The organism is Priestia sp. SRI_019 (assembly GCF_057586255.1).
The window spans coordinates 1,426,183-1,450,540 of sequence record NZ_JBYCZN010000002.1 but is presented as its reverse complement, the minus strand read 5'-3'; the positions used below and the strand labels follow the sequence as shown (position 1 = coordinate 1,450,540).

Sequence of the window (24,358 nt, the reverse complement as noted above, 5' to 3'; positions counted from 1 at the left end):
CAGATATGACGAACGAGCTTTCAATGAAGAACATTACAAAAAACTTTGGTTCTTTTCAAGCGCTGAACAAAGTTGATTTTACTGTTCAAAAAGGGGAAATCCATGCTTTATTGGGAGCCAATGGTGCCGGTAAAAGTACGCTGATGAAAATATTGTGCGGAGCTTACGATGAGTACGAAGGAAAAATATTCAAAAACGGAGAAGAGATCTCCATTTCTTCTCCTAAAGAAGCTAAGCGCCACGGCATCGGTATTGTACATCAAGAAGTAGATGTAGCGCTGGTTCCTTCGCTGTCAGTAGCTGAAAACATTGTGTTAGACGTGCAGACTTCTAATAAAAGTAAGACATTTGTAAACTGGAAATCTATTTATAAGAAAGCGGAAGAAGCTCTTTCTTTACTTGGCTCTTCTCTATCCGTTAAAAAAAATGTCGTTGACCTAACTCTATCAGAAAAACAGCAGGTGCTTATTGCACGTGCAATTGTACAGAATGTTGATTATTTAATTTTGGATGAACCAACCGCACCTCTTAGTGTGGAAGAGACGAAACAATTGTTTTCTGTGATGAGAGAGTTAAAGAAAAGCGGAGTAGGCATTATTTACATTTCACATCGCCTTCAAGAAGTGGTTGATATTTGCGACCGCTTAACGGTTTTAAAAGACGGACGCTATGTAGCTACAAAAGAAACTGCACATACATCAATTGAAGACGTGATTACGCTCATGTTAGGAACGTCTTCTGTAAAACAGTGGGTCAAAAAATCAGTAGAAATTGGAAACGAACTTTTACATGTAGAAGCATTATCTCTTCCAGGGCGCCTTTCTACTATCTCTTTTCATGTAAAAGAAGGAGAAGTAGTCGGTATTGCAGGGCTTGTCGGAGCGGGGAAAACGGAGCTTTGCCGCAGTCTATTTGGTTTAGAGCAATATGTGAGCGGCAGCGTTCGGTTAAAAGGCAAGAAATTAAAGTTGAATAAGCAGCCGTATTATTATATTGCACAAGGTCTTTCTCTTGTTCCTGAAGAACGAAGAAAAGAAGGAATTTTTGTTCATGAATCGATTGCCGATAACTTAGTTTTGCCAAGTCTGTCCCGCTTTACAAATTATTCATTTCTAAAGCGAGGAAAGATCAAAGAAAAAGCGCAGAAAACGACTGGGCAAGTTGGCGTAAAGTCTCATTCTATCGAGCAGTCAGTTGGAACGTTAAGCGGTGGAAATCAGCAGAAAGTAGCAATCGGAAAATGGCTTGTTACGGACTCTAGCGTGCTGTTGTTTGATGAACCAACTAAAGGGGTCGATGTGGGCTCCAAACGAGAAATATTCGACTTAATTACAAATCTTGTGTCACAGCAAAAAGGCGTTGTTTATGCAACCTGTGAATTCGAGGAGCTGCTAGGGGTAGCGGATCGAATTTATGTTATGTACAACGGGAAAATCGTGAAAGAATTATCCAAAGAAGAAGCAACTAGTGAAAAATTATTTTATTATACAGCAGGAGGAGTAAAAGGATGAGTGCGGAGTATGTAACAGAACCTGTAGCGAAACCAAAGAGAAAAATAAGCGTTTTCGACTTTTTTTATAAATATGGGACAGTCTTAATGATTTTTGTTATTATGATTATTTTCTCCATTGCCACACCTAACTTTTTAACAGGAGAAAACATTAGTGATATCCTGCGCTCTATTTCCATTGTTACCTTAATAGCGCTTGGTGTAACGATATCGTTAACCGTCAACGGACTCGATTTATCTGTAGGGTCTACGGCTGGGTTAGCCACTATTTTATCAGCCTCTATGCTTGTTTTACACAGACAAGAAATTGCAGTCGCTATCATTGTTCCGATTATTGCATCGCTTCTTATCGGGTTAATAAATGCTTTTTTAGTAGTGAAAGTAAAGATTCCTGATATTTTAGCCACTCTTTCCATGATGTTCATCGTACAGGGGATTTTATTAACGTATACAAAAGGCTCAGCTATTTATACCAATATGCCTTTACCAAGCGGAGACAGAGCTCCGGGAATTTTTATTCCATCTTTCCTTGCACTGGGGCAAGGTCACTTACTAGGTATTCCTGTTCCTGTTATCATTATGCTGCTGACTGTGCTGCTTGTTCATATCATTTTTTCCTATACGAAGTTTGGGCGTTTTTTCTACGTAACAGGAGGGAACATAGAAGCAGCAAGACTTTCGGGCGTACCGGTTAATCGTTACCGTATGTATGCCTATATGTTTTCAGGTTTGCTTGCTGGAATTGGAGGAGTCGTTTTAGCTGCCCGTATTGGAGTAGGAGAAGTAAACGCGGGTTCACCATTTTTAATGGATGCCGTAGCTGCTACATACATTGGCTTTTCCGTATTTGGAGCAGGGAAACCGAATGTATTCGGGACGCTGATTGGCTCTATTTTAATTGGTGTGCTGTTAAATGGGTTAACGATGCTAAATGTTCCGTATTATATGCAAGACATTATTAAAGGAGCTGTATTAGCAGGAGCCTTGGCTTTAACATATTACCGCTCGAAACAAACATCTACGGCTGTGTAAACAGCCGTTTTTTTTCGTTTGAAATCGGGAAGAATAAGGAAAAACAATAGTATAGCTTATTATTTATGTAGAAAGAGGGAGTATAGATGAAACGTGTCGTCATTATAGGAGGAGTAGCCGCCGGAATGAGCGCAGCTTCACAGCTTCGCCGGATGAAAGAAAAAGAAGAAGTGGAAATCCTTGTGTTTGAAAAAGGTGGAGATATCTCTTACAGCGCATGTGGCATGCCTTATTATCTGTCAGGAGTTGTAAAAGAAAAAGACGATTTGATTGCTCGGACGAAACAAGAATTTGAAGAGCGAAACATCTCCGTCCATCTTTTCCACGAAGTTAAAGAAGTAAATCATACAAAAAAATACATAGTAGTGCAAGATGTAAAGACGTCAACGGAAAAAGAGATAACATATGATGAACTCATCATTGCAACTGGAACAACGGCTGTTAAACCCAATTTTATGAGGGATCACATGCCGAATGTATGCACATTAAAGTCATTAGAAGACAGCGAAAGAATCTATACATATCTACAGGCTCACTCCGTAGAGAAAGTCACCATTATCGGCGGAGGATATGTCGGAATGGAAGTAGCTGAAGCAATGAAGGCTTTGGGAAAAGAAGTACGGGTTATTGAACAGGGAAAGCAGATTCTATCTATTTTAGATCAAGAAATGGCAGAGCATTTACAAAAGCAGCTAGATGACGATATTTTATTTCATTTCGAAGAAGAAGTGGAAGCATTGCTGCATTCAGATGGTTCCGTCACTCACGTTCAAACAAACCGTCAAACGTATCAAACAGATTTAGTGATTGTAAATGTAGGAGTTCATCCGAATACGCAATTCTTAGAAAGAAACGGACTAAGGATGCTTGAAAATGGAGCTATTTTAGTAAATGAGAAGTTGGAAACCAACGTGCCACATATCTACGCAGCAGGAGATTGTGCAACGAGCCATCACCGCGTATTAAAAAAAGATGTTCATATTGCTCTTGGAACCATTGCCAATAAGCAGGGAAGGGTTCTTGGTTACCGATTAGGGGGAGAAAGTCGAGAATTTCCCGGTGTTATAGGTACAAGTATTGTCAAAGTGATGGACTATGAAATCGGAAAAACCGGCATTTCAGAAAGAGAAGCAAGAGAAAATTCTCTTTTATATAAAGCCATCACGGCCGAGGCTCCGAGTCATGCTTCTTACTATCCAGGAGCTGAAAAGATTGTGATAAAACTTGTTTATCATCCTGAAACAAAAGAGATTTTGGGGGTTCAAATGATTGGGAAAGAAGGAGTATCAAAACGAATCGATGTATTTGCGACAGCTATTACTTGCCGCCTCACAACAGATGAAATAACCATGCTAGATCTTTCGTACGCTCCTCCTTTTGCTACGGTATGGGATGCTGTACAAATTGCTGCTCAGAAAGCTGAATAAAAAAGAGGCTGGGACAAAAGTAGTTGAGTCCAAGTAAAAAACGAACCATTCATCAACCTGTTTGATGAGTGGTTCGTTTTTTTTTGTGATGGTGCACATCGTTTTATTTGTTTCGTTCCTTCTAGCAGTTGATTGGAGGGCAAGGCGAAGGCTCCTGAGGGAAAAGCGGAACAGGTGAGACCCCGCAGGAGCGCAAGCGACGAGGAGGCTCAGCGGCCGCCCGCGGAAAGCGAAGCCTTGCACGGAAATCAATTGCGGTGTCATAAGCAGTCCAGCTCATGTATCTCATTTGTTCGTCTTTCGATTAGATTTATTTCGTTATGTTTCAATCTTTTTTCGATTCGACAAGCAGCATCTTTTGTCGAAAAACAAGTTGTAAAAAAAAGATAAATGGTATTCCTATAGTAATGTAAGCGTTTGTAAATTCCGACAAAATAATTTTTTTGCAAAAAAAATGTCTATTATTGCGACTCTATTTACATATTTAGTAGAATTTGTAATAATGCGTTATAAGCTAATTTCTTTGTCATAGGAGAGGATTTTGTGTTTGGAGTGAGAAATAGAACGAAATCAGAGAGATTATTAGTAGAAATCGTCCAAAAAAGACAAAAGATGGTGCAGCTCGGAGAAGAAAAAGGTTTGACTAATGAAGAAACCGTTACCTGTAGTCAAGAGCTTGATCAGCTCTTACTCGTTTATCAAAAGCAGCGTTTAAAAGAAGAGGAAGAAAAGACATCGTTTGCCACACTGATTAGCCGCTTTTTATCTTTTTCAAAGCTGTAATGCAGGACAAGCATTCGGGATCGGGCAGTAAAACAATTATGCTGCCCGTGGCCTCTCTTCACCTTTAAAAAATGTTAATTAAAAAGATCATAAACAAAATACCAAAAATAAACGAATAAGTAGCAAATCTTTCGTTTCCATCGCCGTGACTTTCCGGAATCAACTCTTTATAAATAATAAACAGCATGGCTCCAGCAGCAAAAGCTAATCCATATGAAACGAGAGAATCAACAAAATTAGTTAAATAAAACCCGAGTAAAGATGTTACAATCTCAACGGAGCCTGTAAGGGTAGCAATTAAAAATGCTTTTATTTTACTGATATTTTGCTGAGCTAAAAATAGCGCGACCAACAGTCCTTCAGGTGCATTTTGAAGACCGATTGCAAGGGCGATTAAGTTCCCTGTATTTTCAACATTTGAAGCGTAGCTAACACCAACAGACAATCCTTCAGGAAGGTTGTGCAAAGTAATAGCGGAAACAATTAAAAGTGCTTTTTCATCAAATTGAATGCCGGTTTTAGAATGCTCAAGGTCAATGTGAGGAATATTCTGCTCCAAGAGTGTTAATGTTACAACTCCAAGCAGTAAGCCAATTGCTAAGGAAAAAAATCCGCCGCTTTGAAGAGATTCTGGAATCAAGCTCATAGTAGAAGCAGCTGTCATAATACCTGCAGTGAGCGCAAGAAGTATATCTTTCCAGCGATGAGTGAGTTCTTGATTCAAAAACATAATAGGCAAAGCGCCTACTCCAGTCGATAGCGCAGAAAGAATGCTTCCAATTAGTACCTCAGTCATAAACCGTCTCCTTTTCCGTATTCTTCTTTTTATCCTCAATTCACATCGTTCTTTTAGTGTATGTTTTTTTGTTTTCTATGAGCATGACTATTTTAAAAATGAATAGCTTTATGCAATAACCTTACAAAAAAGTTGAACCAGTGAAGGTTCAACTTTTTAGGTAAAGTACAGCTCCTGAACTTGGTTAGCAATGTGCTCAAGCTTATTGGAAACTTGAGGAATGCCATATCCTACATACAAAGGAGATGTGGCAAAGCGAGGAATGATTTTCGCCGCAATTTTGCCGTTTTTAAGGTTATAAAAAAATAAGTTATAGCTCGTGCAGCTACGATGAAAATGATTTAATAAATAGTGAGCAGCCGTTTGAAGATAATCTGCAAATGTGTGCAGCTCTTTGTCAAGCTGATCCGTTATCACGTTAAATTCAAAAAAGCCCATTCTAGGTTTTACAGATAAATTAAATGTGACGTGTTCATTTTTTGCAATTGTGACTCCTTCAAACTGCTCTAGCTTAACATTTTCATTGACATCCATCTCATTTAAACCAATAATTTGCATATGAGGATGCCGTAACGACCCCCCAGACATAGGTCCATGGTTTTTGAAGAAAAGAACAGAAGCATATTCACCGCTGTTCATCATCGATATCCATCGTTCAGTAGCAAAGCTCAGCAAGGTGTACAGATGTTCTTTTGGATAAATAGACAGTTCTGAAGAACACTCATCGGTCTCAATAATAACCGTCTGATAAGCATCTTGCAGAACGGGAAATTTATTTTTTAGCCAAATGATAGGTCCTTGTTTTTCAATAATGCCAGTAAGAGATTCTACGTCGCAAAAGGGACAGGGGTTTTGCCGGTTAACGATTGTTTCAGGCTTTTGTGAACCAATCGCGGAATTAAATAATAAATGGGTTGGTTTCATAATCATTCACCTTTTTATGTAATGGTCATATGTTTATTGTATTAAAAGCATATGTATAAATCCACTTATATACATTTTTTATCAAAAAAATTGTACAAGCGGAGAGAATAACCGATGAAATAAGTCTGCTTTGATTGACTTTGAAGGGAAATTTTAGTATTATCTTGATATCAAGATAATATTAAAGGAACTGATTAAAATGACGAATGATGTAACTAGAGAAGAGTTAGACCAATCTCTTAAATTATTTATTGTACTATCTCGTGCCAATCGTTCAATTAATGATCATGTGCATAAATTTATTCAACAGCATGGAATGAATCCAACCGAATTTGCTGTCCTAGAGTTATTGTATCACAAAGGTCAACAGCCTCTGCAGCAAATTGGCGGAAAAATTTTACTCGCAAGCGGCAGTATTACGTATGTAGTAGACAAGCTTGAGAAAAAAGGCTTCTTAGAGCGCGTTGCTTGTCCGAACGATCGCCGTGTAACCTACGCAGCGATCACTCAGCAAGGCAAGGAAATGATTGAAAGTATGTTTCCGAGTCATGAAAAAAGAATTCATGATATTTTATCCGTCCTGTCTAGCGAAGAAAAGGAAGTTGCTATTTCGATGCTTAAGAAACTGGGGCACTATGCAGATGAATTTTTACCGGAATCGACTAATTAATTAAAGAAAGCTCGTTTGTTTCTGTTAAACAAACGAGTTTTTTCTATGACTTCTTTCATAACCCATCGACATAAAAAATAAAAAGTGACAAAAAATTGAAATTAACAGGAATACAGCTGGATAAAAACGAATTAGGTTACATACAGACAATAGAGGAAGGGGTACAAATGATGAAATTTGAGAATTATACATATACGCGACCTGATATGAATGAAATTGAAAAGCAGTTTGAAAAGGCCATTACACACTTTACGGAAGCAGCGTCAGTCAGTCAGCAAAACGAGGCAATTCGTCTAGCAAATGATGCGTATTCCCAGTACAGCACAATGGGGAACATCTGCTATATTCGTCATTCTATCGACACAGCGAATGAATTTTATAAAGAAGAACAAGACTATTTTGACGAAACACAGCCGCTTTTAGAAGGATATGTAGAGAAATTTTACAAAGCGTTAATCTCTTCGCCTTTTAAAGAGAAACTAGAAGAAAAGTGGGGCAAGCAGCTGTTTTCTCTTGCTGAAATGCAGTTAAAAACGTTCTCTCCTGAAATAGTAAAAGAGCTGCAGGAAGAAAATAAGCTATCGTCTCAATATACGAAACTAGTGGCGTCAGCTAAAATTTTATTTGAAGGAGAAGAAAGAACGTTAGCTCAGCTCGATCCGTTTATGGAGTCACCTGATCGAGAAATGAGAAAAAAAGCAGCAGAAGCGAAGTTTCAATTTTTTACCGATCATGAAGAGGAATTTGATGATATTTACGACAAACTTGTAAAAGTGCGGACCAAGCTTGCTGAAAAATTAGGCTATAAAAATTTCGTAGAAGTGGGCTATGCTCGTATGTCTAGAATAGGCTACGATGCTGAAATGGTTGCCGCTTTTCGCAAACAAGTAAAAGAGTATATTGTTCCCCTTACTGAAAAACTAAAAAAGCGTCAGCAGGAAAGAATTCAAGTAGAGAGCTTAACTTATTATGATGAACCGTTTCAGTTTGAAACAGGAAACGCAGTGCCAAAAGGTGATGAAAAGTGGATTATTGAAAATGGATGGATTATGTATAAGGAGCTTTCTAAAGAGACGGACGAATTTTTTTCCTTTATGCTTGAAAATAATTTGATGGATTTAGTCGCTAAAAAGGGCAAAGCAGGCGGAGGCTACTGTACGTTTATTGAAGAATACAAAGCGCCGTTTATTTTTTCGAATTTTAATGGAACATCAGGCGATATTGATGTGTTAACGCATGAAGCAGGGCATGCTTTTCAAGTGTATTCCAGCCGAGATATGGAAACCAATGAGTATCACTGGCCTACGCATGAAGGAGCTGAAATTCATTCGATGAGCATGGAGTATTTTACATGGCCTTGGATGGAGTTGTTCTTTAAAGAAGACAAAGATAAATACCAGTTTTCTCATTTAAGCTCAGGATTAACTTTCTTGCCTTACGGAGTAGCGGTAGACGAATTTCAGCATGCTGTATACGAACGCCCTGAGATGACGCCTTCGGAACGAAAACAAACGTGGCGAGAAATTGAAAAGAAATATATGCCTTCTAAAAACTATGACGGCCATCACTATCTAGAAAGCGGGGGCTTCTGGCAGCGCCAGCTTCATATTTACACGTCTCCGTTTTATTATATTGATTACACGCTCGCTCAAATTTGTGCATTTCAATTTTGGAAAAAAGATCGAGAAAACCATGAACAAGCATGGCAAGATTACGTTCATTTGTGTAAGCTTGGCGGAAGTAAGCCGTTTTTAGAATTAGTAGAGGAAGCGAATTTGATCTCTCCATTCGAAGAGGGCTGCGTGCAGTCTGTAGTAGATGAAATTGAAAACTATTTAAATAGTATTGACGATAAAAAGCTATAAAAAAAGAGATTGAGACACAACAAAATCAATCCAATCTAAAGACGAACAAATGGGATAAACAATCTAGTATGAATCGCTTGTTGCACCGCCGTTGATTTCCGTGCAAGGCTTCGCTTTCCGCGGGCGGGCGGTGAGCCTCCTCAGCGCTTATGCTCCTGCGGGGTCTCACCTATTCCGCTTTTCCCGCAGGAGTCTTCGCCTTGCCCTTCAATCAACAGCTAGAAGCGCCTAGATTAAATCTACGTTCACCCTCATAATAAAAAATCCGAATGAGTTTGATTCTTAATCAAGAAACAAACTCGTTCGGATCTTTCTTCAGCTAACATACTTTTGTTCCAGCCTCTTTTTTTAATGATTAATTTCTTGTTCCCATAAAGGAATCGTAAGGGTAACGCTGGTTCCTTTGCCAACAGTGCTTTTAATCTCAAATGTTCCTTTATGCTGATACAAAATGTTTTTAATCACAACAAGTCCAAGACCGGTACCTGAGGGCTTCGTGGTAAAAAAGGGCTTTTGAATGTGCGTAAGCAAATGTGAAGGAATGCCGACTCCTGTATCTTTAATGAAAATAGTAAGATCTTTAGTATGCTGAGTAACGTTTAAATGAATTTCTCCTCCGCTAGGCATAGCTTCGAGCGCATTTTTTAACAAATTAATAAGTACTTGCTTAATTTGATTTGCATCACAGCAGATGTATGTATGCGGGGCTTCCACCTGCGTTTTAACTACGACATTTTTTAATACACATTCTGATTCATACAGAAGAATAACGTCATTTAAAATAGTAGAGAATGCGTGCTTTTTCATAACCGTGTCATGAGGTTTAGCGAGCAATAAAAATTCTCCAACGATTGAGTTAATACGATTCAGTTCACTAAGCATGATGGTTGTATAAGAATGATAGCGGCTGCTGTCTTCATGAATAAGCTGAATAAACCCATTCAGAGAAGTAAGCGGATTTCGAATTTCATGAGCGATTCCCGCTGCCATTTCGCCGGCTAGAGATAACTTATCGGTTTGACGAAGAAATTTTTCTGTTTCCTTTTCTTCGGTAAGATCGCGTGAAATACCAAAAAGCGCAACGACCTGTTTATCACGATTAAAAATAGGTGAAACAGTACTTTCTACATCAATTATTTTTCCGTCTTTTCGCTTGTCCTGGGTTTCAAAGGCTACTAGCTTTTCTCCTTTTTTAACCCTTTCTAATCGGCTTTCAGCGTCGCCTTTTAAGCCGGCAGGAATAAATGGAATGGCTTTTCCGACAATTTCTTCCGCTTTCCATCCGTATATTTGCTCAAAAGCATCGTTTACTTTAATCACTTTACCGTCTAGACTGAACACGGCAATGGCGTCGCGATTGTATGTAAAAAAAGATTGTAAATACTCTTGAGCTGAATACAGTTCATCTTCGGTTTTGTTCATTTTGACCGTCGTAATAGCAATCAGTTTTTTAGAGAAATGAGCACAGTACAACAAAATAATCATTGTGATCAGCGTAAACAAAATGAAATAAACGATATCTAATTTCACGAAAGTCACAGATGTAAAAAGAGTGTTGCTTACATAAAAGTACAAAACAATCATCATGGACATTAATGTAGAAATTACAATAGCGACATAGCTATAATAAATAAAGCTAACAATAATTCCAAGAAACAAAAATAAATAATTAATAACGGCAGGTTCAATAGATGTCATGTACGCAATATAGGCATAATAGCATATAAAAAAAGAATACATAATGATAGCAGGATGAAAACGAAAGTAGTACATAGCCGTCACTACCAATAATAAAATTCCTCCGCTTATAAAAACAATCATATGAGGATCAGCTGCAATAAAGTGGTATAACACAATGTGGACAAAATATAGCAGCCAAAAAATAAGTAAAAGAATAAAATTCCGTTTTTTTATGAGGTTGTGTGATTCCATAAAAAATCCCTTTCTTAAATGGTGAATAATTTTATAGGAGAATAACTTTATAGTCAGCTAGTCGCACGATATAGTGATATATCACTCATATTAGCATAGTTACAACTGTGTGAATAGCTGAATTGAGCACTTAGACCAAGGAAGATAGATCTAGAATACAGCTAGTCATAAACTATTAAGGAAATATGAGGGGAATATGAACGAAATGAAGGGGATGTAAAGCTTTTGTGATAACCTTGTAAAAATGAACTTTTTTCTAATTGGATAGGCTATACTGCCAGTAGAGCCATATGAATGGTGACTACATAGAGGCTCAGATGATTCGAAGGGAGACGGTAAAATGAACAAAAGTTTATTAGTCAAGTTATTTGGATCACTTCTAGCAATTATGTTAATCACAGCATGCAACTCACAAACGGATGAAAAAGATGCCACAGAACAGCAAACAGAACAGTCGGGTGATACTCAAGCGGAGGATACAACTACAGATGATTCACAGGAAACAATGAAGCAAGACGAAGCAGATGATTCATCTGGGGATGAAGCAGCTGATGATCAAGAAGAATCAACGGATAGTGCTGATGAAAAAACAGACGAAAGTAAATAAACGTAAGTATTTCTATAAAAAAAAGCGACTCAAGTAGAGTCGCTTTTTCTATTAGTTTTGTACGGTGATTTCGCTTGCTTCATTTAACGTTACGTTCACTGTAGATACGTCTCCGTCATCTAACAGTAAATCTGTAATTCGATCTTCAAGCTGTTCTTGAATTGCTCGGCGGAGCGGTCTAGCACCGAATGCAGGGTGATAGCCAAGTTCAGCCAGTTTTTCTTTTACCTCATCCGCTACGCTCAGCGTGATGTTTTGTTCTTGTAATGTTTCTTTTAATTCAGCAAGCATAAGGTCAACGATTTTAATCAAGTTATCTTTTTCAAGGTGATTAAACTCAATGATTGTATCAAATCGATTTAAAAACTCTGGTTTGAAATAAGATGAAAGTGAATCTAAAACGGATGCCTGTTTAAGAGCGTCATTTTCTGCGTCAAACCCAACCGTAATTTTCTTTTCACCTACACCAGCGTTACTTGTCATAATGATAACTGTGTCTTTAAAGCTTACTGTGCGACCTTGACTATCTGTTAGACGTCCGTCTTCTAGAATTTGCAGAAACATATGCTGAACGTCTGGATGAGCTTTTTCAATTTCGTCTAGTAAGATGATGGAATAAGGGTTACGGCGTACTTTCTCTGTTAATTGTCCTGCCTCTTCGTGACCTACGTAGCCAGGAGGTGAACCGATTAATTTAGACACCGCGTGTTTTTCCATATATTCACTCATATCTAGACGAACCATAGCATCTTTTGAGCCGAATAGTTCTTCAGCTAATGTTTTGGTTAACTCTGTTTTACCGACACCTGTTGGACCGACAAATAAGAATGAACCAATTGGGCGATGCTTCGCTTTTAATCCAGCGCGAGAACGTCGAATCGCTTTTGCTACTTTTTCTACAGCTTCCTGCTGTCCGATTACTTTTTGAGCTAAGTGCTCCGCTAAATGTTTCATTTTTGCTGATTCATTTTCTTGAAGTTTACCAACAGGGATACCCGTTTTCTTTTCAATAATTGCTTGAATGTCAGCAATATCCACATTCATTTTTTGCTGTTCTTCGTTCAATTGTTTTTCAAGAGCAGCTTCTTCATCCCGCAGTTTTGCCGCTACTTCATATTTTTCATTCTTTAACGCCTGCTCTTTTTCTTTTGTAATTTCTTTTAAGCGAGCGGCCGCATCGTCTTTATTTGTAATGCCTGCCTGTAAGTTCATTTTTGAACCTGCTTCATCTAGCAAGTCAATTGCTTTATCAGGCAAGAAGCGATCTTGAATGTAGCGGTGTGATAAATTTACACAAGCGCGGATCGCTTCATCTGTATAGCTAACGCCGTGATAATCTTCATATTTACTTTGGATTCCTTTTAGAATTTCAACGGCTTCTTCTACAGACGGTTCGTGAACCATAACCGGCTGGAAGCGTCGTTCAAGAGCCGCATCTTTTTCAATGGAACGGTACTCTTTTAAAGTTGTAGCTCCGACTACTTGAAGTTCGCCTCGTGCAAGAGCTGGTTTTAAAATATTGCTTGCGTCCATTGAACCTTCCGCTGAACCAGCTCCTACAAGAAGGTGAATTTCATCGATAAATAAAATCACGTTTTTTCGCTGTTGAAGCTCAGAAATTAACTGCTTCATGCGCTCTTCAAATTGACCGCGCACGCCGGTATTAGCTACGAGAGATGCTACATCTAACAGATATACATCTTTATTTAGCAGCTTGGCAGGAACTTTTCCTTCCGCAATTTTTAAAGCTAACCCTTCAACAACAGCTGTTTTACCAACACCAGGTTCTCCGATTAGCACCGGGTTGTTTTTGTTTCTTCTATTTAAAATTTCAATGACGCGCTCTACTTCTTCTTCGCGGCCAATAACAGGGTCAATCAATCCCGTTTTCGCAATTTGAGTTAAGTTTCGACCAAATTGATCTAAAAAGCCGCCGCCGCCATTTCCTTGCTGTGGCTGCTCCGGTGCAGCTTGTTCGTGCGCCATTTGCTTGAATAAATCATCGATGTTCATAAAGCCGCCACCTCCAAAACCAGATGGGATTTTATGTTCTTTCATAAGTGCTTGATAACATGTATGACATAAACGATATTGAGATTTTTGATTATTTGTTTGTACATTTAATTGAATAGATGCTTCACGTTTATTACAGTTTTGACAAATCATTTAATTAGCCTCCCTAAATGATTTTAATCGAAGATCAGCAGGTGTTTGACCTTTCTTGACCTTTCGTAATTTCATTATACTTTGACCTTTTCTGACTTTCAAGTCTTTTGCTTAAAAAATTTTGAGGGAAGTTCCTCGCTTATGTACAAAAGGTAGTACATTAAAAAAAGATGTGTTTTATGTGTACCCGTTCTATACATGTAAAAACATAAGAGGCATTTTGTACAATGATCTGCTTGGAGAGGGAATTAATATTAATAAGAAGAAAAGTGGGAAAATGAGTGCAGAGCTTACCGTTGGATAAAATAAGTTATTGACAGCAAGAAGGATAAAAATTATACTCAAGAAGGTTTGCACTTAACTGCGTAAAAGCATAAAAGCGTTTAAGTGAAAAAGAAAGATAGAAAGGGAATACCTTATGAAAAAAGAAATTTCATTTATACAATCAATAGCGGTGGTTCTGGTGCTATTAGCTATTATTTTTGTTTCATTATTTACGTTAAAGCTGCCGCCTCATATTCCGCTGATATTTGGTGTAGCATTTATTAGTGTGATTGGCTTTTTGTTGAAATATAAGTGGACAGAAATGGAGAAAGGGATTTTAGACGGTGTTAGACTGGGCATTAAGCCTATCCTTATTTTAATGCTGATCGGGATGCTTATTGCGATTTGGATGGTAGGAGGAACGATACCGACGATTTTATCCTACGGTTTCCACTGGATTTCACCGCAGTACTTTTTAATTAGTGCTTTGGTTATTACCGTATTAGTTTCAACATTCACGGGAAGTTCATTAACAACCGTCAGTACGGTAGGGGTCGCTTTATTTGGCGTAGGAACTGCTATTGGTGTACACCCAGGGCTAGCAGCGGGGATGATTGTTTCAGGAGCTGTGTTTGGAGATAAGATGTCTCCCTTGTCTGATACAACAAATTTTGCTTCTGGTATCGTTGGAGTGCCGCTTCCTAAACATATTCAGCACATTACGTGGACGACGGTTCCAAGTATTGTTATTACAGCAATCATTGCACTGGTAATCGGAATCAACGGAAATCAGGAAAGCGTCAATTACGGGGAAATTCAAGGAATTCAAGACGCATTAAAACATACGTTTAATTTACACGTGTTAACGTTGCTTTCTCCACTTTTAGTTCTTATTTTTTCGATGAGAAGAGTCGATGTACTGCCAACGTTAGTTTTAGGTATTGTAACGGCCATCATTACAGGAATGATCACACAGCATGAATTTACGCTGAGTCAATTGCTAGGCGTTCTTCAAAGCGGGCCGGCAGTAGAGTCAGGAAATAAAGTAGTGGATGCGATCGTAAATAAAGGCGGACTGCAGTCCATGATGTTTTCTATTTCCCTTATCATGATTGCCTTGTCGCTAGGTGGCTTGATGAGAGCCGTTGGAATTATTGATGCTTTGTTAGAAGGATTAGCAAAACAAATTCGCCGCAGCGGAGACGTTATTTTTGCTACGCTTCTATCTTCAATTGGAGTGAACGTTATTACAGGAGAACAGTATTTATCGATTCTCTTACCTGGACAGACGTTTAAGCCGCTGTATGAAAAGTGGAATTTAGATCCAAAAAACTTATCACGAACGCTTGAAGACGGCGGAACGGTTATTAATGCTATTATTCCGTGGGGTGTCAGCGGCGCTTTTATTTCAACTGCATTAAATATTCCAGCAGCTGATTATGTTCCATTTACATTCTTTAGCATTTTATGTCCTATTTTTTCAATTATTTTAGCATATACAGGCATTGGCATTGCCAAGAAAAAAGCTCAGTCTTAACTGGGCTTTTTTTTTTTGAAAAAGGACAGGTAAAAAACGACAAAAAAAGTATCATTCCACTTTTCAAATCTATAATTTAATAATACAATTTACTATACGTCTTTCTTGTTAATGTATTTGTATGAATTCTTATTTCTTTACAGATGAAGAAATTTGGGTTTTGCGGTATGATAAATAAGCTGTATTGGCGATGGGATGAATGCCCTTTTTAGCAAACATTTAAGAAGGGTAAAGCGAAATGAAAACACTCATTATAAAAGAGAAAAGATATTTATTGAGGAGAGGGTTTCTGTTGAAAAAATGGGGCATCATTGCATTAATCACTGTAGCTGTGCTCGGTGTGACAGCGGTTTTTAACCGAGCTGAAAGTGATGATGTAAATAAAGAAAAATTGAATTTATTATCGCCTTATTCAAATAAAGTAGATGTATATAGCATTACGTATCCTAGTGATAATTTAAAGATAAAAGGGTTTTTAGTACAGCCTAAAGACATTGCAGACAAACATTATCCGCTTTTAGTATATAATCGCGGAGGAAATCGCGAACATGGCATGATTCGCGCAAAAACACTTCAGTATTTGTCATACTGGGCAAGTAAAGGCTACGTCGTTGTTGCGACTCAATACAGGGGAAATGGCGGAAGTGAAGGAACAGAGACGTACGGCGGTAAAGATATTGACGACGTATTAAATCTTATTAAATGGGGAGAACAGCTTCCTTATGTAAATCACCAGCGAAAGGTAGCGCTAGGATATTCACGCGGCGGCATGATGACGTATTTGACGATGAAAAACGGCGTTAAATTTGATGCAGTTGTCGTACAATCAGGTATTACCGATATGTTTCAATTTTATGATCAAAGAGGGACTGAAATGAAACAAGTGCTGCGGACAATTGTAGGAGATCCGGCACAATATCCAGAGAGGTATAAAAGTCGTTCTGTTGTCTATTGGAGCGATAAAGTAAATTCACCTCTTTTAATTTTACAGGGTGATCATGATCGTAAAGTTCACCACACTCAGGCTGAAAAGCTTGTGAAACAACTAGATGAGCAGGGAAAAGAATACAAATATGTACTGTACAAAAACGGAGACCATCCGCTAACTGCATATTATGATCAATATAACGCGGAAATTGATAAATGGTTTAAAATACATTTAGCTAAGCAGTAAAGAAATTGGAAGCAGTTTTGATGAATGGAAAAGAGCAGCTTGTTTTATCCTACTACATGTAAGCATATAAAAAGGGGATGAAGCAAAATGACTCAGTCTAAAAGTCAAAAAGAGCGTCAGTGGAATGTACGAAAACAATCACAAAACCCATCGCATGGAAAAGTAAAATCTTTTGAAGAACTATCAGAAGAAATCACGCCTAAACGTAAATAAGGTAACCATCATATAAAGAAAGACACAAAAAAGGAGAGCTGACGCTCTCCTTTTTCTATGTTTGTTTATGGATTTGTGGACCACATGCCCGCAGATTTGATAAAAATACGCGGATGCAGTTTTAATTGTGCTACCATAATTTCTGCTAGGTCTTCAGGCTGCATCACTTTATCAGGATTGCCATCCGTTAAGTTTTCTTTATATGCTAATTCCGTTGCTACTGTACTTGGTGTTAGCGCTGTTACACGAATATTGTGTTTGCGCACTTCTAACGCTAGAGATTCAGTTAAGCCGAGCACGCCAAATTTTGAAGCGCTGTAAGCACTTGTAACGGGAGCGCCTTTTTGACCAGCAGTGGATGAAATATTGATGATGTCTCCACCGTTTTTTTCGATTAATTGAGGTAGAACGGCGCGCGTTACGTAGTAAACGCCCATTAAATTCACATCAATGATTTGTTTCCACTCAGCTGGGTCTAGCTCTAAAAAGCTTCCGAATTTACCGATTCCCGCGTTGTTGATCAAGATATCCGTTGCCCCTAATTTTGTATGTAGATGCTCAACTGCTGCGTTTACTTCTTCCATAGAAGAAACATCTGCTGTTGCATAAGCAACTTGTACATCAAATGCTTCTAGTTCAGAAGCAACAGCCTTTAAATCTGCCTCTGTACGAGCAATTAAACCGATATTTACGCCTTCTTTTGCTAATTCAATCGCAGTTGAACGACCGATGCCTTTTCCTGCTCCTGTAATAAGAGCTACTTTGCCTTTAAGTGATTGTGCCATGTATAGACTCCTTTCAATGTTCCGCATAAACATTCTTCATAATAACAAAGAATTATCCATTACTATCCTATAGAAATGCACAAATGATGTCAAAAATAAAGATTATTAAAATGGCTTCAAGTATAAATTTCCTTTTCATACAAAAACTATAGAGACTAAAAAGAAGAAATTCCGTTTCTTTTCGTTCAATGTAGTGGAGGATGAACAATGCGTATAAAAAAACTATCTGAGTTAACGAATAAATCCAAACAGCGGAAAGAAAAAGCTGATGAATCGAAGGACTCTAAGGACACTAAGGATACTAGTGCTTCTTCTACACAGGAAGAGCAGAAATTATCGGAGAGGGTGGGAGATAATTTATCCCGCATGAAAAAAGCACTGGGACAGAGCACGGATTTAGTTGTGCGAGAGTTTCGAATTTCGATTGAAGAAAAATTTACTTTAGGTGTTGCTTACATCGACGGATTAGTAAATAAAGACGAAGTTGAACACTATGCGCTGGACTCCATTATGCACTATCACGATGAACATTTAACACATGATGATGGCATCGTTAATATGTACGAATTGATTAAAAGCTATAGTTTGGCAGCGGGTGAAATCATGGAAGCAAAGACACTGGATGATGCTCTTCTTCATGTGTTATCAGGAGACACCGTACTGTTTTTAGAAGGGTATCAAACGTGTATTGTGGCAAGTACAAGAGGGTGGAGAGACAGGGCTGTTTCTGAACCACAGTCTCAAACCGTTGTAAGAGGGCCTCGAGACAGTTTTACAGAAACACTGCGAACGAATACCGCATTGATTCGGCGCCGAATAAAATCTCCAAAACTTTGGATTGAATCACAGCAAATAGGAGAGTTTACAAAAACGGATATTGCGCTCGTTTATATAGACGGCATTGCGGATGAACAGATCATTCAAGAGGTAAAGGAGCGTCTTTCTAAAATTGATATAGACGGTATTTTGGAGAGCGGATATATCGAAGAGTTGATTCAAGATGAAGATTATACACCTTTTCCTACTATGCATAACACGGAGCGTCCAGACTCCGTGGCAGCAGGTCTTTTAGAGGGGCGAATAGCCATTTTAGTAGACGGTACACCTTTTGTATTAATGGTTCCTGCCCTATTTATTCAATTTTTTCAAGCGGCCGAAGATTATTACCAGCGCGCAGATATTAGTACATTGATTCGCTTAATGCGCTACATGGCATTTTTCTTAGCTCTTTTAACACCTTCTGCTTATATTGCTTTAACTACTTTTCATCAAGAGATGCTTCCTTTTGCTTTGTTAATTAGTATTGCAGCTCAAAGGGAAGGTGTTCCTTTTCCAGCTATTATTGAAGCGTTTATTATGGAAATCACGTTTGAAATTTTGCGAGAAGCAGGAGTCCGATTGCCTCGAGCAGTAGGTTCAGCGATTTCGATTGTGGGAGCACTCGTTTTAGGAGAAGCCGCCGTACAAGCGGGATTAGTTTCACCTGCAATGGTTATCGTTGTATCCATCACCGCTATTAGTAACTTTGTGTCACCTGTGTATGATATGGCTATTGCAGTAAGGATGCTGCGCTTTATTTTAATGGTGTTAGCAGCTACTTTTGGCTTGTTCGGTATTATCCTGGGGTTAATTTTAATGATTCTACATTTATGCAGCTTAAGGTCATTTGGAGTCCCTTATATGACACCTATGGCTCCATTTGTGAAGCGTGATCAAAAGGATGTTCTGATTAGACGTTCGATCAAAAAAATGAAAACAAGGCCAAAGCTTATTAACGAGAAGAATATTTCACGTCAAAAGACGCAAAAAAACTAAACTGTGTAAAGGTGGCCGTTTACTATGAAAGCATTTCTAATGTTATGTATCTGTTCAGTGCTATTAAGCGGCTGCTGGAGCAGTCGAGAGTTGAATGAACTAGCCATTACGGTTGCTGTCGGAATTGATAAAGCAGAAGATGGCATCATTGTTACAGTTCAGCTGATTAACCCTGGTGATATTCAGGCCAAAACCCCTACAAACGGGCCTTCTGTTACCACATTTTCTATTAAGGCTTCGTCTGTAATGGAAGGGTTAAGAAAAATAACGACAAAATCTCCGCGGAAAATTTATCTTTCTCATTTACGAATGCTTGTCATTAGCGAAAGCATGGCGGAAGACGGTATCGCTGAAGTGCTTGATTTCTTTGCTCGGGATCATGAAGTGCGTACCGATTATTTTGTTGTTATTGCTAAAAACACGAAAGCAGCGAGCGTGCTGAACGTATTAACAACAATCGAAAAAATACCAGCTAACCACATGTTTGCTTCATTAGACGTATCACAGCGTATTTGGGCACCAACTAGAGGAGTAAAGTTAAATGAACTGATCAGTAATTTAACCAGCGAAGGAAAGCAGGCGGTGTTATCAGGAGTATTGTTAAAAGGCAATGTGAAAAATGCAGGCGATATGTCTAGTATTTCTCGCACCAATCTTTCCACCCTGCTAAATTTCAAAGGGTTAGGTGTCTTTCAAAATGATAAGCTTATCGGCTGGTTCAATGAAGACGAAAGTAAAGGATATAACTATATTACAGGAAATGTAAAAAGTACGTTAATTGTTATTCCATGCGAAAAAAAAGAAAAACAGCATGATATCATTGGAGTAGAAATGCTTCGAACGAATGTCAAGGTGACAGCTACTATGAAAAATCATAAACCTCATATTCACGTTGATTTAAAAGGAGAAGCGAACGTGGCTGATGTAGAGTGTCAAGTGAATTTACAGGACCCAGCTGTAATCAATATGCTCGAACGAAAAACAGCAGCTGACGTAAAAGAAAAAATGAATGATGCAGTAGAAAAAGCTCAAAAAACCTATAAAAGCGATATCTTTGGTTTCGGCGAAGCGTTTTACAGACAAGATGTAAAGAAATGGTACAAAATGAAAAGAGACTGGAACAGAATTTACGCAGAGGATTTAACCGTCGATTTAGATGCAAAAGTTCAAATCCGTCGCTTAGGCACGTTAAATAACTCATATATGAAGCAAATGAAGCATTAAGGAGAAAGAAAATGGAGGGATTTATCGCCTTACTTGTACTGCTTGCTTATTTGACTAAAAAAACAATGATCAACTTCCGAAAGGAAAAGTATTATCGTGAAATAGCCGTCTACCTTTGTCTTATAGGTTTGGGTCTATTCTTTTGGGGATCGATTACACTCCGTAAAGAAGTTCCTACGCCTCTGTACTTTTTAGAGGCAGTAATTAAGCCTCTTACTAGAACCATTCATCATCTGTTATTCACGTGAGCAAGCATGTAGGAGAGAAGGTGTGTATGATGCAAATAAAGGAATTTATTAGTCCAAAACAATTTCTTTTTTTAATTTATGTTTTTTGTATCGGAAGCGCCATCTTGGCAGTTCCGGCTACGTTATTAGAGACGAATAGACAAAATGCGTGGTTTTGCGGTGTGCTTGCTATTGGCTTTGCACTTTTAATCGTTGCGGTGCTTTTATGGCTGATTCAGCGTTACCCTCAGCAAACGTTCATTCAAATAGCTAAACAGGCGCTAGGTCCTTATGCCGGAACGTGTATTTCTCTTATTTACATTTTCTTTATGTTCATTCAATCTACGTTTTCGCTTCGAGACATCAGTACATTTATGACCACTCAAATTGTCCCTGAAACGCTGCCTACGTGGATTCATGCCCTTGTTCTTTTAGCTGTTATATACGGAGGGTATCTAGGTATTGAAGTGGTAGCGAGAACCGCGGAAATCTTTTTGCCGTGGATTGTGGTCCCCTTTTTATTGTTAATTGTTTTAAATGTTCCTCAGATGAAAATTGATCGTCTTTACCCTTTGTTTGAATTCCGCATGGCTGATTTAGTGTTAGGGACCACGTATTTCTTAGGAAATCCGTTTATGGAATTGATTTTTGTGCTAATGATTACGCCTCATATAAAAGATGGCAAAAAGGTAAAAAGAATGTTTGTTATCGGCACTGTCGCATCGGGTTTGACGATTACGATTGCAGTTGCGGCTTGTATATTAGCTCTTGGTGCGAATATTGCGTCGATGCACAGCTACCCAGTTTATTTATTAGGAAAAATGATTTCGTTAGGTGCAACGATTCAGCATGTTGAAGTATTAGTAGCTATTATTTGGATGTTATCTATCTTTTTCAAAGTTGTCATTGTGTTCTATGCTATTCAGTTAAGTATCGTCCAATTGTGTAATTTACGGGTGCGCAATTTTTTAAGCTTTCCTTTAGGTCTAATTATTACAGGCGTGGCGTATTACATTATTCCCAATACAGCGTACTTCAATTATTTTGAAAAATATTACTGGCCGTTTTATTTATTTGTACTAAGCGTTTGTTTTCCGTTGTTATTTATTGCTCTTTCTTATATAAAGAAAAATAAGGCAGCTAAAGGCGATAGAAGCCAACAAACATAGCATTATTTATAAGCATGTGGTATAATACGATGACAATTCAAGAAGAAACGCCGTACACGTTTGTATACGTACGGGAGAGGTTCGAAAACTCCCTCTATAAAAAACTAAGATCATCGTTGATGACAAAAGACACGGTTTTAGCGTGTCTTCTTTCACGTGCTTTTCTATCAACACGTCTTTGTGACGTGTATGCTGGCGAGGACGTGTATCTTAGTTGCTTTTTAGGGAGATTGCTGGAAAAGAGCAGTCTCTTTTTTGTGTTATAAAATTAGTCACAAAGGGAACGAACGGTTCAATAAAGTTTCTTCTTCTTTTGATTTCAATCAAAAAGGAGACGAACAGTAATGATGAAAAATGAAAAAGCGATTGTTGTATTTAGCGGAGGTCAAGATAGCACAACATGTCTATTTTGGGCTTTGAAAAACTTTAAAGAAGTAGAAACGGTTACTTTTCAATACGGTCAGCGTCATAGCCAAGAGATAGAGGTAGCAAAAGCTATCGCAGCTGATTTAGGTGTGAAGCATACCGTACTAGATATGTCACTTTTAAATCAATTAGCACCAAATGCCTTAACGCGAGATGATATTGAGATCGAGCAAAAAGAAGGAGAGTTGCCTACAACGTTTGTGGACGGCCGCAATCTGTTATTTTTATCATTTGCATCCGTGCTGGCTAAAAACAGCGGAGGCCGTCATATCGTAACAGGCGTTTGTGAAACTGATTTTTCGGGATATCCAGACTGTCGAGACGTATTTGTGAAATCGTTAAACGTCACGCTTAATTTATCAATGGACTTTGAGTTTGTGATTCACACGCCGCTTATGTGGATTGATAAAGCAGAAACGTGGGCGTTAGCGGATGAGCTAGGAGCGCTTGAATATGTGCGTGAAAAAACATTAACGTGCTACAACGGTATTGTTGCTGACGGATGCGGCGAATGTCCTGCATGTCAATTGCGAAAACGCGGGTTAGATCAATACCTGCAAACAAAAGAAGGAGGAGAGAAATAATGTTGCAACAAATGTATCCTCAAGTATTTCATAACTATGAATATGAACTGAACAAAGATATGCAGTTTGCTGCGGCACATTTTGTTCCTCACACAGAAGCAGGTAAATGCCGTCAAGTCCATGGACATACGTATTTTGTAAATCTAACTGTTGCCGGAGATACATTAGACGAAGCGGGCTTTTTAGTAAACTTTGCGCTATTGAAAAAAATTGTTTCTGGTCAATTTGATCATACATTATTGAACGATCATTCTATCTTTAACGAAGAAAATCCAAATGATTTTCCTACAACTGAAGTTGTTGCTCGTAAAATTTATGAGTTGGTTCAAGAATATCTAGACACACTACCAAATAAGCCTTCTTGCGTACAAGTATTCGTGCGGGAAACGCCGACAAGTTACGTAGTTTACCGCCCAAAGAAGGTGAAAAAACGTGGCTAATACAATTCCAGTACTTGAAATATTCGGACCAACGATTCAAGGGGAAGGAATGGTTGTAGGACGTAAGACGATGTTTGTTCGTACCGCAGGCTGTGATTATTCCTGCAGCTGGTGTGATTCAGCTTTTACGTGGGATGGATCAGCTAAAAACGATATTCGTCAGCTAACAGCAGAACAAATTTGGACGGAGCTAAAAGAAATTGGAGGCGAGTGCTTTGATCACGTCACCATTTCTGGAGGGAACCCTGCGCTTATCAAGGCGATTGGTTCACTTGTAGAGCTTTTGCACAGTCAAGGGGTAAAAGCAGCTCTTGAAACACAGGGAAGCCGTTATCAGGATTGGTTCCTAAAGATCGATGATTTAACGATTTCCCCTAAGCCTCCAAGTTCATTAATGAAAACAAATTTCCCCGTATTGGACGATATTATAGAGACATTAATAAAGGAAAAACGCATGGCACATATAAGCATAAAAGTCGTTGTATTTAATGATGAGGACTTTGAGTATGCAGCGTCTGTTCATGAACGTTATCCTGAGGTTCCATTTTTTGTTCAGGTAGGCAACGAGGACTTAACGACAATCGATAATGCGTCGTTAACACAAGAATTGCTTAAAAAGTATGAGTGGTTAATCGATAAGGCAGTGGCAGCTAAAAACATGAACGATGTAAGAGTTCTGCCGCAGGTTCACGCCCTTGTTTGGGGAAATAAACGAGGCGTGTAAGCGCATAGCAAAAAATTTACAAAGAAAAATAAAAACAGATATATACAAAATAAAAAAACGCTGT

General features: G+C 38.5%; 23 protein-coding genes and 1 riboswitch. Of the genes, 17 read left to right on the top strand and 6 right to left on the bottom strand.

Annotation, left to right across the window (positions count from 1 at the left end; translation table 11 throughout):
* Positions 1-5 precede the first annotated feature (5 nt).
* The 3 genes from AC2YJL_RS17620 to AC2YJL_RS17610 all read left to right on the top strand — a co-directional run bounded on the left by AC2YJL_RS17620 (position 6) and on the right by AC2YJL_RS17610 (position 3,969).
* Positions 6-1,511, top strand: coding sequence for a sugar ABC transporter ATP-binding protein (locus AC2YJL_RS17620; protein ID WP_251567572.1), 1,506 nt, complete (start codon positions 6-8; stop codon positions 1,509-1,511).
* Positions 1,508-2,542, top strand: a complete 1,035-nt coding sequence (locus tag AC2YJL_RS17615; RefSeq protein WP_230932047.1) for an ABC transporter permease — start codon at positions 1,508-1,510, stop codon at positions 2,540-2,542. The genes AC2YJL_RS17620 and AC2YJL_RS17615 overlap by 4 nt, the downstream gene beginning before the upstream one ends.
* 86 nt (positions 2,543-2,628) lie before the next feature.
* Positions 2,629-3,969, top strand: coding sequence for a CoA-disulfide reductase (locus AC2YJL_RS17610; RefSeq protein ID WP_251567590.1), 1,341 nt, complete (start codon positions 2,629-2,631; stop codon positions 3,967-3,969).
* 121 nt (positions 3,970-4,090) lie between these two features.
* On the opposite strand, the gene AC2YJL_RS17605 is transcribed toward AC2YJL_RS17610, so the two are convergent.
* Positions 4,091-4,249, bottom strand: coding sequence for a hypothetical protein (locus AC2YJL_RS17605; protein WP_230932049.1), 159 nt, complete (start codon positions 4,247-4,249; stop codon positions 4,091-4,093).
* A 263-nt stretch (positions 4,250-4,512) separates the two neighbouring features.
* Here AC2YJL_RS17605 and AC2YJL_RS17600 point away from each other — a divergent pair, with 263 nt between their 5' ends.
* Positions 4,513-4,752, top strand: coding sequence for an aspartyl-phosphate phosphatase Spo0E family protein (locus tag AC2YJL_RS17600; protein WP_013082228.1), 240 nt, complete (start codon positions 4,513-4,515; stop codon positions 4,750-4,752).
* A gap of 64 nt (positions 4,753-4,816) precedes the next feature.
* Here the strand turns inward: AC2YJL_RS17600 and AC2YJL_RS17595 are convergent, their stop codons facing one another.
* Positions 4,817-5,548, bottom strand: a complete 732-nt coding sequence (locus AC2YJL_RS17595; RefSeq protein ID WP_251567592.1) for a ZIP family metal transporter — start codon at positions 5,546-5,548, stop codon at positions 4,817-4,819.
* 156 nt (positions 5,549-5,704) lie between these two features.
* Positions 5,705-6,472 carry a DUF4931 domain-containing protein gene (locus tag AC2YJL_RS17590; protein WP_028414160.1) on the bottom strand — a complete coding sequence of 256 codons (768 nt, stop codon included), beginning with the start codon at positions 6,470-6,472 and terminating at the stop codon, positions 5,705-5,707.
* A 199-nt stretch (positions 6,473-6,671) separates the two neighbouring features.
* Between AC2YJL_RS17590 and AC2YJL_RS17585 the strand changes: the two genes are divergently transcribed.
* Together AC2YJL_RS17585 and AC2YJL_RS17580 are read left to right on the top strand one after the other, a co-directional pair.
* A complete protein-coding gene (locus tag AC2YJL_RS17585; RefSeq protein WP_028407897.1) occupies positions 6,672-7,142 on the top strand; it encodes a MarR family winged helix-turn-helix transcriptional regulator in 471 nt (156 codons plus the stop codon).
* Positions 7,143-7,312: 170 nt separating this feature from the next.
* Positions 7,313-9,007, top strand: coding sequence for a M3 family oligoendopeptidase (locus tag AC2YJL_RS17580; RefSeq protein ID WP_251568345.1), 1,695 nt, complete (start codon positions 7,313-7,315; stop codon positions 9,005-9,007).
* A gap of 348 nt (positions 9,008-9,355) precedes the next feature.
* Here AC2YJL_RS17580 and AC2YJL_RS17575 read toward each other — a convergent pair whose 3' ends face one another.
* The gene (locus AC2YJL_RS17575) at positions 9,356-10,939 is read right to left on the bottom strand and encodes a PAS domain S-box protein (RefSeq protein WP_251567594.1); all 1,584 of its coding nucleotides are present in this window, start codon (positions 10,937-10,939) and stop codon (positions 9,356-9,358) included.
* A 340-nt stretch (positions 10,940-11,279) separates the two neighbouring features.
* Between AC2YJL_RS17575 and AC2YJL_RS17570 the strand changes: the two genes are divergently transcribed.
* A complete protein-coding gene (locus AC2YJL_RS17570; RefSeq protein WP_221780614.1) occupies positions 11,280-11,546 on the top strand; it encodes a hypothetical protein in 267 nt (88 codons plus the stop codon).
* A 51-nt stretch (positions 11,547-11,597) separates the two neighbouring features.
* On the opposite strand, the gene AC2YJL_RS17565 is transcribed toward AC2YJL_RS17570, so the two are convergent.
* Positions 11,598-13,712, bottom strand: coding sequence for an ATP-dependent Clp protease ATP-binding subunit (locus tag AC2YJL_RS17565; protein WP_230932051.1), 2,115 nt, complete (start codon positions 13,710-13,712; stop codon positions 11,598-11,600).
* A gap of 418 nt (positions 13,713-14,130) precedes the next feature.
* Here AC2YJL_RS17565 and nhaC point away from each other — a divergent pair, with 418 nt between their 5' ends.
* The 3 genes from nhaC to AC2YJL_RS17550 all read left to right on the top strand — a co-directional run bounded on the left by nhaC (position 14,131) and on the right by AC2YJL_RS17550 (position 16,900).
* Positions 14,131-15,513: a Na+/H+ antiporter NhaC gene (nhaC, locus tag AC2YJL_RS17560; RefSeq protein WP_230932052.1), complete on the top strand. Its 1,383-nt coding sequence runs from the start codon at positions 14,131-14,133 to the stop codon at positions 15,511-15,513.
* 292 nt (positions 15,514-15,805) lie between these two features.
* Positions 15,806-16,687: an alpha/beta hydrolase family protein gene (locus tag AC2YJL_RS17555; protein ID WP_195695041.1), complete on the top strand. Its 882-nt coding sequence runs from the start codon at positions 15,806-15,808 to the stop codon at positions 16,685-16,687.
* An 87-nt stretch (positions 16,688-16,774) separates the two neighbouring features.
* Positions 16,775-16,900, top strand: a complete 126-nt coding sequence (locus AC2YJL_RS17550; RefSeq protein WP_013082238.1) for a DUF6254 family protein — start codon at positions 16,775-16,777, stop codon at positions 16,898-16,900.
* 65 nt (positions 16,901-16,965) lie between these two features.
* Here the strand turns inward: AC2YJL_RS17550 and AC2YJL_RS17545 are convergent, their stop codons facing one another.
* Positions 16,966-17,685 carry a 3-ketoacyl-ACP reductase gene (locus tag AC2YJL_RS17545; protein WP_013082239.1) on the bottom strand — a complete coding sequence of 240 codons (720 nt, stop codon included), beginning with the start codon at positions 17,683-17,685 and terminating at the stop codon, positions 16,966-16,968.
* 207 nt (positions 17,686-17,892) lie between these two features.
* Between AC2YJL_RS17545 and AC2YJL_RS17540 the strand changes: the two genes are divergently transcribed.
* The 7 genes from AC2YJL_RS17540 to queE all read left to right on the top strand — a co-directional run bounded on the left by AC2YJL_RS17540 (position 17,893) and on the right by queE (position 24,294).
* On the top strand, positions 17,893-19,500 hold the full coding sequence (locus AC2YJL_RS17540) for a spore germination protein (protein WP_195695040.1): 1,608 nt from the start codon (positions 17,893-17,895) through the stop codon (positions 19,498-19,500).
* 24 nt (positions 19,501-19,524) lie between these two features.
* On the top strand, positions 19,525-20,724 hold the full coding sequence (locus AC2YJL_RS17535; RefSeq protein WP_050689420.1) for a Ger(x)C family spore germination protein: 1,200 nt from the start codon (positions 19,525-19,527) through the stop codon (positions 20,722-20,724).
* Positions 20,725-20,735: 11 nt separating this feature from the next.
* Positions 20,736-20,972 (top strand): hypothetical protein, encoded by a 237-nt coding sequence (locus AC2YJL_RS17530; protein WP_251567596.1) that lies wholly within the window; start codon positions 20,736-20,738, stop codon positions 20,970-20,972.
* Between the two features lie 26 nt (positions 20,973-20,998).
* Positions 20,999-22,120, top strand: coding sequence for a GerAB/ArcD/ProY family transporter (locus tag AC2YJL_RS17525; RefSeq protein WP_251567598.1), 1,122 nt, complete (start codon positions 20,999-21,001; stop codon positions 22,118-22,120).
* A gap of 70 nt (positions 22,121-22,190) precedes the next feature.
* A riboswitch (PreQ1 riboswitch) is annotated at positions 22,191-22,234 on the top strand.
* A gap of 230 nt (positions 22,235-22,464) precedes the next feature.
* The gene (gene queC, locus AC2YJL_RS17520) at positions 22,465-23,130 is read left to right on the top strand and encodes a 7-cyano-7-deazaguanine synthase QueC (protein ID WP_211110573.1); all 666 of its coding nucleotides are present in this window, start codon (positions 22,465-22,467) and stop codon (positions 23,128-23,130) included.
* A complete protein-coding gene (queD, locus tag AC2YJL_RS17515) occupies positions 23,130-23,570 on the top strand; it encodes a 6-carboxytetrahydropterin synthase QueD (RefSeq protein ID WP_195695037.1) in 441 nt (146 codons plus the stop codon). The genes queC and queD overlap by 1 nt, the downstream gene beginning before the upstream one ends.
* Positions 23,563-24,294: a 7-carboxy-7-deazaguanine synthase QueE gene (queE, locus tag AC2YJL_RS17510; RefSeq protein WP_308201942.1), complete on the top strand. Its 732-nt coding sequence runs from the start codon at positions 23,563-23,565 to the stop codon at positions 24,292-24,294. Before queD ends, queE begins: the two co-directional genes overlap by 8 nt.
* The last annotated feature ends 64 nt before the right edge of the window (positions 24,295-24,358 follow it).

Bases quoted from the DNA above. Each gene is read 5' to 3' on its own strand.
- AC2YJL_RS17590 (WP_028414160.1), bottom strand. From the start codon at position 6,472: ATGAAACCAACCCATTTATTATTTAATTCCGCGATTGGTTCACAAAAG.
- queC (WP_211110573.1), top strand. From the start codon at position 22,465: ATGATGAAAAATGAAAAAGCGATTGTTGTATTTAGCGGAGGTCAAGAT.
- AC2YJL_RS17605 (WP_230932049.1), bottom strand. From the start codon at position 4,249: ATGAGCTGGACTGCTTATGACACCGCAATTGATTTCCGTGCAAGGCTT.
- AC2YJL_RS17530 (WP_251567596.1), top strand. From the start codon at position 20,736: ATGGAGGGATTTATCGCCTTACTTGTACTGCTTGCTTATTTGACTAAA.
- AC2YJL_RS17580 (WP_251568345.1), top strand. From the start codon at position 7,313: ATGAAATTTGAGAATTATACATATACGCGACCTGATATGAATGAAATT.
- AC2YJL_RS17595 (WP_251567592.1), bottom strand. From the start codon at position 5,548: ATGACTGAGGTACTAATTGGAAGCATTCTTTCTGCGCTATCGACTGGA.
- AC2YJL_RS17615 (WP_230932047.1), top strand. From the start codon at position 1,508: ATGAGTGCGGAGTATGTAACAGAACCTGTAGCGAAACCAAAGAGAAAA.
- queD (WP_195695037.1), top strand. From the start codon at position 23,130: ATGTTGCAACAAATGTATCCTCAAGTATTTCATAACTATGAATATGAA.
- AC2YJL_RS17585 (WP_028407897.1), top strand. From the start codon at position 6,672: ATGACGAATGATGTAACTAGAGAAGAGTTAGACCAATCTCTTAAATTA.
- nhaC (WP_230932052.1), top strand. From the start codon at position 14,131: ATGAAAAAAGAAATTTCATTTATACAATCAATAGCGGTGGTTCTGGTG.
- AC2YJL_RS17575 (WP_251567594.1), bottom strand. From the start codon at position 10,939: ATGGAATCACACAACCTCATAAAAAAACGGAATTTTATTCTTTTACTT.
- AC2YJL_RS17620 (WP_251567572.1), top strand. From the start codon at position 6: ATGACGAACGAGCTTTCAATGAAGAACATTACAAAAAACTTTGGTTCT.
- AC2YJL_RS17565 (WP_230932051.1), bottom strand. From the start codon at position 13,712: ATGATTTGTCAAAACTGTAATAAACGTGAAGCATCTATTCAATTAAAT.
- AC2YJL_RS17550 (WP_013082238.1), top strand. From the start codon at position 16,775: ATGACTCAGTCTAAAAGTCAAAAAGAGCGTCAGTGGAATGTACGAAAA.
- AC2YJL_RS17525 (WP_251567598.1), top strand. From the start codon at position 20,999: ATGATGCAAATAAAGGAATTTATTAGTCCAAAACAATTTCTTTTTTTA.
- AC2YJL_RS17610 (WP_251567590.1), top strand. From the start codon at position 2,629: ATGAAACGTGTCGTCATTATAGGAGGAGTAGCCGCCGGAATGAGCGCA.
- AC2YJL_RS17535 (WP_050689420.1), top strand. From the start codon at position 19,525: ATGAAAGCATTTCTAATGTTATGTATCTGTTCAGTGCTATTAAGCGGC.
- AC2YJL_RS17540 (WP_195695040.1), top strand. From the start codon at position 17,893: ATGCGTATAAAAAAACTATCTGAGTTAACGAATAAATCCAAACAGCGG.
- AC2YJL_RS17570 (WP_221780614.1), top strand. From the start codon at position 11,280: ATGAACAAAAGTTTATTAGTCAAGTTATTTGGATCACTTCTAGCAATT.
- AC2YJL_RS17545 (WP_013082239.1), bottom strand. From the start codon at position 17,685: ATGGCACAATCACTTAAAGGCAAAGTAGCTCTTATTACAGGAGCAGGA.